Below are 9,043 nucleotides of genomic sequence, written 5' to 3' on the forward strand. Positions count from 1 at the left end.
TGATACAATAACTAATTAATTCGAAAAAATATGACAAAAGTAGCGCTGATAACAGGTATTACGGGACAGGACGGGTCGTTTCTGGCCGAATTATTAATAGAAAAAGGCTATGAAGTGCATGGGATAATGCGCCGTTCTTCATCGTTCAATACCGCCCGTATTGAGCATCTCTATTTCGATGAATGGGTGAGGGATATGCATAGGGACAGGCTTATCAATCTTCACTATGCCGATATGACCGATTCCAGTTCCCTGATCCGTATCATCCAAGCCGTAAAGCCCGATGAAATTTACAATCTGGCCGCCCAGAGTCACGTAAAAGTAAGTTTCGACGTACCTGAATACACGGCAGAGACCGACGCCGTGGGTACGCTCCGTCTGTTGGAGGCAGTACGTATTCTCGGTCTGGAACAGAAAACCAGGATATACCAGGCGTCTACTTCCGAACTTTTTGGTTTGGTGCAGGAAGTGCCTCAGAGAGAGACCACTCCCTTTTATCCCCGGAGCCCGTATGGAGTGGCAAAGTTGTATGGTTACTGGATCACGAAAAATTACAGAGAGTCCTACAATATGTTTGCAGTGAACGGTATCCTTTTCAATCATGAAAGCGAACGCAGGGGCGAGACGTTCGTTACCAGAAAAATAACTATTGCCGTGGCCCGTATCGCCCAAAACGAACAGGATAAACTGTACCTCGGTAATCTGAACGCGTCCAGGGATTGGGGCTATGCCAAAGATTACGTGGAATGTATGTGGCTGATGCTCCAGCACGAAACTCCCGAAGACTTTGTGGTCGCTACCGGCGAGATGCACACAGTACGTGAATTTTGTACATATGCGTTTGCTGAAGCCGGTATCAATCTGCGTTGGGAAGGTGAGGGTGTGGATGAAAAAGGGGTAGATACAGTTACCGGAAGGGTGCTGGTAGAGGTGGATCCCAAATATTTCCGTCCGGCCGAAGTAGAACAACTTTTGGGTGATCCAACCAAAGCCAGAACATTGCTGGGATGGAATCCCCGCAAAACCTCATTCGAAGAACTGGTCAGATTGATGGTGAGGCATGATATGAAATTTGTGAAAAAGCTAAGAATTAAAGATGCGATCGACAATGAATGAGAACAGTAAAATCTATGTCGCCGGACACAATGGTCTGGTAGGATCCGCCATTTGGAAAAATCTTCAATCACGGGGGTACACCAATCTTATTGGCCGCTCTCATGATGAATTGGATTTATTGGATAGTCAAGCCGTGAAAGATTTTTTTGACGAAGAAAAACCTGAATATGTGATCTTGGCGGCAGCTTATGTGGGGGGAATTATCGCGAATAATACATACCGGGCGGATTTCATCTATCGTAATCTTCAAATACAGAATAATGTGATCGGGGAGAGTTTCCGGCACAAGATCAGGAAACTTTTATTCCTGGGGAGCAGTTGTATTTATCCGAAAGAGGCTCCACAGCCTATAAGTGAGGAAGATCTTCTGACGTCACCGCTTGAATATACCAATGAGCCTTATGCAATCGCCAAAATTGCCGGGCTTAAAATGTGTGAAAGTTTTAATATCCAATATGGCACCAATTATATTGCCGTAATGCCTACCAATTTGTACGGGCCGAATGATAATTTTGATCTGGAAAAAAGCCATGTGCTTCCTGCATTAATACGTAGAATGCATCTGGCCAAATGTTTGAGGGAGAATAATTGGAGCGGTATACGAAAAGACCTCAGGCGAAGATCCCTGAACGAAATAGGTGGACAAAGTACTATGGATAATTTTGTTTTTACCCTGAATAAATTCGGGATATTCTCCAATCATCTTGAACTGTGGGGTACAGGCAGGCCCAAGAGAGAGTTTCTGTGGAGCGAGGATCTGGCGGATGCTTGTGTCTTTATCATGGAGAATGTCAATTTCAGCGACCTGAAGAGGGGAAAGGAGGAAGTCCGCAACTGTCATATTAATATCGGGACGGGTAAAGAGATCAGTATAAAAAATTTGGCTTTGCTTACAGCCGATATTGTGGGATATACCGGAAAAATTAAATTCAATCCGTCGAAACCCGACGGTACAATGAGAAAACTTACCGATGTTTCTAAATTAAGGTCGCTGGGGTGGCAATACAGGGTAGAACTTGAAGAGGGAATTCGTCGGATGTACAATTGGTATCTCGAAGATCAGGAAGAAAATGGATAAAAGGATAACGGTTATAGACGCTTTAAGAGGATTTGCTTTGTTAGGAGTAATTCTTATGCACATGCTGGATCATTTTGGTTATACTTCCGCCAGTATGTTGGATGAATCGTCCCCTTCTGTGTGGGATATAACTATTCAGTGGTTTACTGGCAAAATGATCAGGGGAAAATTTATTAGTATCTTCTCTTTCCTTTTTGGACTCAGTTTTTACATTCAAATGGAAAGAGCCTCCAAAAAAGGCATTGATTTTCGCGGTCGTTTTTTGTGGCGAATGTTGCTGCTCTTTGTAATCGGTCTGATCGGGACGAGTTTTACCTATCTTGATATACTTACAATTTACGCGGTTTTCGGAATTGTGCTGGTCTTTCTGTTCCCGTTAAGAAATTGGGCTTTGATGCTCATTGTCTGCTTGCTGTTAATAGGAATTCCAAACTTGTTTTTAATTGGTTTCGACAATATAAAATTCGACAATACAATCGATGAGCAACCGGCCGCAAATGCTCTCCCTGCCATATCCGGACAATTGACTGTGGCAGATATCCCGGTTGTGTCGGGACAACCCGCTGATGATAACACTTTCGAGAGTGTAACATTCTTGCAATCGGTAAAAGAAAATCTGACCGTTAAGACTTTTGATAAATTGAAATTTCAATTCAGATATAGTAATACCGGATATTTGATTCTTGCATTATTTATCATGGGATTTATTGTAGGGCGACTTCGTTTTTTTGAGCAAGTACATATCAGAAAAAAAAGAAATATCGTGCTATTTGCTGTATTTCTGTTGACCTCCTTCATAATTTTACTGACAGTCAAATTGATGCCAAAAGAGTCGATTGATTTACTTAAAACAAGAATGGAAGAAGGAGAAGTGCCGCTCATCGCATTGGTGATCTCCACTTTGAACAACCTCAGCACAATCACCTTATCCGGTACGTTGGTAATGGGATTTATCACTCTTTATCAAATCGGTAGTGTCAGAAAATACCTGAACCTGCTTACGCCGTATGGCCGTATGGGGCTTACAAATTATGAGATGCAAAATGTAATTGGCGCCATTCTTTTTTCGGCATGGGGATTTGGTTCGGTCTTCGGTAACAAGGGAGCCGCGGAACTTTTTGCTCTGGGACTGATAATTTATACATTGCAGGTTATCATTAGTGAGTACTGGATGAAACGATTTCTGTACGGCCCGCTTGAATGGGTCTGGCGTTCGGGTACCTACCTGAAAGGGCAACCGTTTAGAAGAAAACGGAAGCCACAAAAGGTGGAAGTTGTCATGGAATAATCAATTATATATTAAAGAACTAACTTAAGCAAAAGATGTATGGAATACAGAAAAATTATTGATGTTGAATTCAGGGATTACTCACGCGAGGTGTTGGAAAAGTCGAGAGAATGGTTGACTGATCCTCAAATCAGAGAATTGACCTCTACCGCCAATTTTGACAGGGAGTCACAGGAGAAATGGTTTGAAGGTTTAAAAACCAGGAAAGATTATTTGATTTGGTCGATGTGGCATGTAGACAAACCTATCGGGGCCATGGGTATTAAGAATTTAACAGAGAAAGAAGGCGAGGTGTTTGGATATATCGGGGATAAAGAGTATTGGGGTAAAACTGTGGGCGTTCAGGGATTGGAATACATGGTTAATTACGCCAAATCTATAAAACTGGAATCACTCTACGCTATCGTGCTTAAAGAAAATATCAATTCTTATAAATTAAACCGTAGGTTAGGTTTTGAAAAAGAAAAAGATATCGACGAGAAAACTATAAGGATGAGACTCTATCTATAACATGTTCTTATGATAACTATAAATTTTTTCACAAATATAGCGCCCCATTATAGGTCACCTCTTTGGACTGTTTTACTTAATAATCCTGATTGGGATGTACATTTCTTTTACGGTGATAATTCTAAAGTGGGTGTTAAGACAATTGATTTTGAAAAGGAAGAATTTTCATCGTATAGAGATCAATTACACGAAATAAAGAATTATTGGTGGAAAGGAAAGGCTCTATTATGGCAGAAAGGGATTGTAAGTGAATGTTGTAAAGGTAAATTCGATCGTGCTGTTTTTTTGGGTGAAATGTCTCGCCTATCTACCTGGATAGCTGTAATAATTTGCCGGATACGCGGAATTAAGGTTTCGTTCTGGGGACATGGATTGTATGGAAATGAAAGAGGGGTGAAACTAATGTTAAAAAAAACTTTTTTCCGGCTTGGGCATGAACATTTGCTTTACGAAAGAAGAGCCAAAAAATTAATGATTCAACAGGGATTCTCTCCGAATAATTTATATATTGTTTTCAACTCATTGGACTACGATGCCCATAAGTTGTTGCATCAAAAATTCCGAGACTTGAGAAAAGCAGATGTCTTTCCTTTCCTGAATGATCCGTCTCTACCTATAGTAATTTTTATTGGAAGGTTGACCAAAGGGAAAAAATTGGATATGCTTTTGCAAGCTATTAATCAGATAAACAATGAAGCCCCTAAAGTTAATCTTGTGATAATGGGAGATGGACCGGAAAAAAAGAATTTGGAAGACCATGGAAAAGCGGGATTAAAAAATAAATGGTTGCATTTTACAGGCGCATGTTATGACGAAGAGATAATCGGCAAGTATCTTTCAATGTCCGATTTGTGTGTATCCCCCGGAAATGTAGGGTTAACTGCAATCCATTCACTGAGTTTTGGAACCCCTGTGTGCACACACGATAATATGGTTAACCAAATGCCGGAAGCCGAAGCGATACAACATGGATATAATGGGTTCTTCTTTAAAGAAAACGATCTGAGCGATTTAAAAATTAAGATCAAGGACTGGCTGAATAATATGGATAGGGAGTTAATGAGAAAAAAATCATATGAAATAATTGATACGTATTATAATCCTCATTATCAGCTAACAGTTTTTAACCGATTGATTTCCGGAGAAAAACCCGAATTATGAAAAAAGACTTATTCCATAATTAAATACAACAAATAAGATGAAAATAGCAATTATAGGGACAGGGTATGTAGGACTTGTTTCAGGGGCGTGTTTTGCAGAAATGGGGGTGGATGTGACCTGCGTGGATATTAACACTCAAAAAATTGAAGATCTGAAACAGGGTATTATCCCTATCTACGAGCCGGGATTAAAAAACATTGTTCTTCGTAACACTGAAGCCAATCGTTTACATTTTACCGCAGACCTGGCATCGGTGATAAACGATATGGAAATAGTTTTTATCGCCGTCGGTACCCCCTCCGATGAAATGGGGACAGCCGATCTTTCTTATGTGATGACTGTCGCAGAGAATATTGGCGATAACATGACAAAACCACTGCTGATTGTCACTAAAAGTACTGTTCCCGTGGGCACTTCATTTCGCATAAGAGAGCTGGTGAGAAACCGGCTTGATAAACGTGAAATGCGGGATATGGAGTTTGATGTGGCTTCCAATCCCGAATTTCTGAAAGAAGGTGCAGCAGTCAATGATTTTATGAGTCCCGACCGGGTGGTGGTAGGGGTGGAATCTGAAAGAGCAAAAGAGTTAATGACACGTCTTTATCGTCCGTTTCTTCTGAACAATTTCCGGGTGATATTCATGGATATATTATCATCCGAGATGACGAAATATGCTTCGAATGCTATGCTTGCTACCCGGATCAGTTTTATGAATGATGTGGCAAATCTTTGTGAATTAGTCGGAGCAGATGTAAATATGGTACGCCGCGGAATAGGGAGTGATTCTCGTATTGGTCGCAGTTTTCTCTATCCCGGATGTGGTTACGGCGGAAGTTGTTTCCCGAAAGATATCCGAGCCTTTATAAAAGTGGGAGAAATTTTTGGATACGAGATGAAATTATTAAAAGCCGTAGAAGCCGTTAATAATACTCAGAAAAATATTCTTTTTGAAAAATTCAACCGTTTTTTTAAGGGTGATATAGAGAATAAGACCGTAGCTGTATGGGGGTTATCTTTTAAACCTGAAACTGACGACATGCGCGAAGCCCCTTCACTCACACTTATCGAGAGTCTGCTGGAGGCCGGTGTGACAGTAAGAGTTTATGATCCCGCTGCAATGAGTGAGGCCCGTAAATATCTGAAGAATAAAATTTATTATGCTACCGATATATACGATGCAGTACAGGGAGTACATGCGATCATTATCCCCACCGAGTGGAAGGAGTTTCGGCTGCCCGACTGGAATAGGTTAAAAGAGAGCATGCATGATAATTTGGTGATTGACGGCCGTAATATTTACAATAAAGAAGAATTGGCATCCCACGGTTTTACCTATAGTGGGATAGGATACATACCCGTGCCATCACCTTAAAATCATTTCCTCCGTGCCTCCTGAGAGGCTCGACATAGCGGTTATATCTAAAAGACATTTTCATACGATAACAGAGTTTTATGACAACAAATTTACTTACAAATCAACGGCCGAGAAATGCAAGCATTGACATTCTCAAATTTATCGCTGCGATTTTGATTACAAATTCGCATATGGACATGCTCTACGTAGCCCCTTTCGAACAACTTGCCACAGGTGGCTCTATCGGCAACGGACTTTTCTTTTTCTGTTCAGGCTTTACGCTCTTTTTGGGGCGGCTTGGTCGTTTTGACAATTGGTATAAACGCCGTATCAATCGCATTTATCCTACTGTTTTTGCGTGGGCAATTCTTTCAGCAGCCATTTTCAGCAGTGAAAGAAATATGGTGGATGTGCTTTTGCACGGCGGCGGTTGGTTTGTTTCGTGCATTATGATTTATTATGTAGTGCTGTATTTTGTCCGTAGATTTGCAATAAATAAATTGCCGTTGGTTTTCGTGCTGAGCGCGGTTGTTGTTATTGCTGTTTATGCGTATTACGTCATCTCAGGAAATTTTTTAAATGGAAATGGATCATTTGACCAAGCAAAGTGGATAACAGGAGAGACTTATTTTAAATGGGTATATAATTTTCTGTTTATGTTGATGGGGGCGATGCTCGGCATTTCTAAAAAGCGATGGAATTACAAACTGCTGCCTGATTTGATAAAATTGGGAATTTGTGTTATGCTGTTTTATGTGCCGCTTTTTCTCGGTAAAAAGATAGAAATTGTTTCCAATTTTCAGGTTATCAGCTTGATACCTCTTATTGGTATAATGTTCTATTTTTATAAAATTTGCAATAGTAATTTGCTGACACAAATTTACAATAACAAATATTCAGGCGCAGTTATCAAAACTATTGGCGGCTTGTGCCTTGAAATTTATTTAGTGCAACCCGTATTGTTTACTGACAAAATGAATCGAATTTTCCCTGTTAATATTTTGATAATATTTACAATTATTCTTGTCTCGGCTTACATTTTGCGTTGTGTTTCACGAATTTTTGCTCAAACATTCAAAGAAGGGGACTACGATTGGAAAGAAGTCGTGAAAGTATATTGATGACTAATTTCGCGAATTTTTTCAAAGAATTTGTTATCAATTATGAATGAATTTGTCGAACTGTGGTCAGGGTCAGCGACACGATGATCAGGTTGCGGGTGTAGGTCATATGGGTTTTATCCGTACGGACGGGGGTATTAGGAATACCAAACTGGTCAGTAACGTCAGGTGTGAGTTAGCCAGTAAATTAGATATTGACTGTTTTCAACTGGAATTATTACACTCCAACTATTTCAGCAGGGAGAATATTAGGGGTAATTGTTGGATCTTGAAAAGTATTGGTATCCCATCCGATAGGCCACTGCATCTCTTCCCATACCCAAAATGGCGCATCACCTCCATGACTACCAATCCAATTAACTCTGTTATGGGCAACAGTTATATTCTCAGAGGGTCCGTCAGTCTGCCAAGTCCAGTTTACTACCACTATTCCCACATTAGACCACGGTAACTGCTCACCGTAAACCTTATTCCTTCGCATAACCATATTAGAACCCCCTGCAACAGCAATTCCATATTGTCCGGGATTGACTAATATATTATCTTCCATGATCATGTTAGACCCTCCATAATCTCCTAGTAATATACCCCCTGAAGATGGGGATGGCCCCCCTCCTCTAATCCAGTTGTTACGAACAATGTAAGGGTTACTGGCATCGAACATTGAGTTGAAAGCACTTATATGGTCAATAATCGAACTTTCGTCTCTAACTTGTTCAATAGCATTATCCTGACACCTATATCCTCCTCCGGTGCAATATGCAAACTGTACTGGACCTCCTTTTTTTACATTTACTAAACTACCCTTTATATTATGAAAATCATTACTAAATATTCGAATGCGTTCTTTACAAGACTCAACAAGAATTCCAAACCAAACCCCGCTATGAACCCGTGATCCTGGTATTAAGTCATTAAAAACAAACATATTATCAATAAAAGATGATCAGGTAGGAGCCGCTCTATATGCATTATAACTTGTAGCAGGAACCTTAGCTTGTGTGCTAAAACCTCCTATATATTCCGGCATGACAAATGAGGGAGGAAGAATTGCTTTTATATAAAAATTAATTAGTCCTGTACACCCGTTAAAGGCTGCTTCTCTTATTTCTGTAAGAGTTGATGGCAAATTAAGAGTTACTAAATTTGCTGCGCCACTCAGTGATGTAGCTCCAATAGCAGTAATTCCTTTAGGAACATAAATCTCGGAAGCATCCATTTTCCAAGGGGGGATACCAAATACACCACTCTCTATAAAATTTGCATCAAGTCCGAATGTAGTTTTAACTCCGGTATCCTTGTGAATCTAATATCCTAATTCGTTCATATTGATTTAATTTATTACGTTATGTCCTTGTTAGCTTATTCTGGGAATGTACAATAATTTGCGTGTACGGCATCAGACCGAAGATTAA

General features: G+C 40.2%; 9 protein-coding genes. 7 read left to right on the forward strand and 2 right to left on the reverse strand.

Annotation, left to right across the window (positions count from 1 at the left end):
- Positions 1-30: 30 nt before the first annotated feature.
- The 7 genes from gmd to Q0502_RS17035 all read left to right on the forward strand — a co-directional run bounded on the left by gmd (position 31) and on the right by Q0502_RS17035 (position 7,628).
- Positions 31-1,116: a GDP-mannose 4,6-dehydratase gene (gene gmd / locus Q0502_RS17005; protein ID WP_298653454.1), complete on the forward strand. Its 1,086-nt coding sequence runs from the start codon at positions 31-33 to the stop codon at positions 1,114-1,116.
- Positions 1,109-2,194 carry a GDP-L-fucose synthase gene (locus tag Q0502_RS17010; protein ID WP_298653457.1) on the forward strand — a complete coding sequence of 362 codons (1,086 nt, stop codon included), beginning with the start codon at positions 1,109-1,111 and terminating at the stop codon, positions 2,192-2,194. Before gmd ends, Q0502_RS17010 begins: the two co-directional genes overlap by 8 nt.
- Positions 2,187-3,482, forward strand: coding sequence for a DUF418 domain-containing protein (locus Q0502_RS17015; protein ID WP_298653460.1), 1,296 nt, complete (start codon positions 2,187-2,189; stop codon positions 3,480-3,482). The genes Q0502_RS17010 and Q0502_RS17015 overlap by 8 nt, the downstream gene beginning before the upstream one ends.
- Positions 3,483-3,521: 39 nt before the next feature.
- The gene (locus Q0502_RS17020) at positions 3,522-3,992 is read left to right on the forward strand and encodes a GNAT family N-acetyltransferase (protein WP_298653463.1); all 471 of its coding nucleotides are present in this window, start codon (positions 3,522-3,524) and stop codon (positions 3,990-3,992) included.
- Between the two features lie 9 nt (positions 3,993-4,001).
- Positions 4,002-5,153: a glycosyltransferase gene (locus tag Q0502_RS17025; protein WP_298653466.1), complete on the forward strand. Its 1,152-nt coding sequence runs from the start codon at positions 4,002-4,004 to the stop codon at positions 5,151-5,153.
- A gap of 37 nt (positions 5,154-5,190) precedes the next feature.
- A complete protein-coding gene (locus Q0502_RS17030; RefSeq protein WP_298653469.1) occupies positions 5,191-6,525 on the forward strand; it encodes a UDP-glucose/GDP-mannose dehydrogenase family protein in 1,335 nt (444 codons plus the stop codon).
- An 80-nt stretch (positions 6,526-6,605) separates the two neighbouring features.
- Positions 6,606-7,628: an acyltransferase gene (locus Q0502_RS17035; RefSeq protein WP_298653472.1), complete on the forward strand. Its 1,023-nt coding sequence runs from the start codon at positions 6,606-6,608 to the stop codon at positions 7,626-7,628.
- Between the two features lie 217 nt (positions 7,629-7,845).
- Here the strand turns inward: Q0502_RS17035 and Q0502_RS17040 are convergent, their stop codons facing one another.
- Together Q0502_RS17040 and Q0502_RS17045 are read right to left on the reverse strand one after the other, a co-directional pair.
- A complete protein-coding gene (locus Q0502_RS17040; protein ID WP_298653475.1) occupies positions 7,846-8,556 on the reverse strand; it encodes a right-handed parallel beta-helix repeat-containing protein in 711 nt (236 codons plus the stop codon).
- A gap of 18 nt (positions 8,557-8,574) precedes the next feature.
- The gene (locus Q0502_RS17045; protein ID WP_298653477.1) at positions 8,575-8,847 is read right to left on the reverse strand and encodes a leucine-rich repeat protein; all 273 of its coding nucleotides are present in this window, start codon (positions 8,845-8,847) and stop codon (positions 8,575-8,577) included.
- Positions 8,848-9,043: the final 196 nt, after the last annotated feature.

This window comes from uncultured Proteiniphilum sp. (genome assembly GCF_937873925.1).
Taxonomy (GTDB): Bacteria; Bacteroidota; Bacteroidia; order Bacteroidales; family Dysgonomonadaceae; genus Proteiniphilum.

Bases quoted from the DNA above. Each gene is read 5' to 3' on its own strand.
- gmd (WP_298653454.1), top strand. From the start codon at position 31: ATGACAAAAGTAGCGCTGATAACAGGTATTACGGGACAGGACGGGTCG.
- Q0502_RS17010 (WP_298653457.1), top strand. From the start codon at position 1,109: ATGAATGAGAACAGTAAAATCTATGTCGCCGGACACAATGGTCTGGTA.
- Q0502_RS17015 (WP_298653460.1), top strand. From the start codon at position 2,187: ATGGATAAAAGGATAACGGTTATAGACGCTTTAAGAGGATTTGCTTTG.
- Q0502_RS17020 (WP_298653463.1), top strand. From the start codon at position 3,522: ATGGAATACAGAAAAATTATTGATGTTGAATTCAGGGATTACTCACGC.
- Q0502_RS17025 (WP_298653466.1), top strand. From the start codon at position 4,002: ATGATAACTATAAATTTTTTCACAAATATAGCGCCCCATTATAGGTCA.
- Q0502_RS17030 (WP_298653469.1), top strand. From the start codon at position 5,191: ATGAAAATAGCAATTATAGGGACAGGGTATGTAGGACTTGTTTCAGGG.
- Q0502_RS17035 (WP_298653472.1), top strand. From the start codon at position 6,606: ATGACAACAAATTTACTTACAAATCAACGGCCGAGAAATGCAAGCATT.
- Q0502_RS17040 (WP_298653475.1), bottom strand. From the start codon at position 8,556: ATGTTTGTTTTTAATGACTTAATACCAGGATCACGGGTTCATAGCGGG.
- Q0502_RS17045 (WP_298653477.1), bottom strand. From the start codon at position 8,847: ATGGATGCTTCCGAGATTTATGTTCCTAAAGGAATTACTGCTATTGGA.